The 644-nt window shown below is 45.2% G+C and carries 1 protein-coding gene; it reads right to left on the bottom strand.

Annotated features, from left to right (window positions below):
- On the bottom strand, positions 1-644 hold a 644-nt coding region (locus R7O13_RS28030; RefSeq protein WP_318305342.1), incomplete at both ends, for a S16 family serine protease.

Raw genomic sequence — 644 nt, 5'->3', positions numbered from 1 at the left:
GCACTTGGGCCATCTTTCGGCGTCGCACCTTCAGGCACGTGAACGTGGATGTCTTTTTTCTCGTAGAAATCTGAGTTAATGCCCAGTTTATCTGCACGAGAGCGCACCACGGTCATTGCAGCTTGGATAGACTCTTGCATTACGTCGCCCAGTGAACCTGTTTGAGTAAGCTTGCCTTTACCTGGCATAGATTGAGTTTCAATCGTTAATAGATCGCCACCCACTTCAGTCCAAGCTAGACCAGTAACTTGACCAATTCGGTTGCTTTCATCAGCTTTCCCGTAATCGAAACGTTGAACACCCAAGTATTCTTTTAGGTTGTCCATCGTTACCGTCACTGATTTGATGTCTTTATCTAGCAGGATGTTCTTCACTGCTTTGCGGCAGATCTTAGAAATCTCACGCTCAAGACCACGCACACCCGCTTCACGAGTGTAGTAACGGATAATACCGATGATTGCTGAATCTTCGATGACTATCTCGTTTGGTTTCAAGCCATTACGTTGCACTTGTTTTTCAACAAGGTGACGCTTCGCAATGTTTAGTTTTTCATCTTCGGTGTAACCGGATAGACGAATCACTTCCATACGATCAAGTAACGGACCAGGAATATTCATCGAGTTAGACGTTGCAACAAACATCAC

The organism is Vibrio sp. Y176, from assembly GCF_033438945.1.
This window is presented reverse-complemented; position numbering and strand designations above follow the sequence as displayed.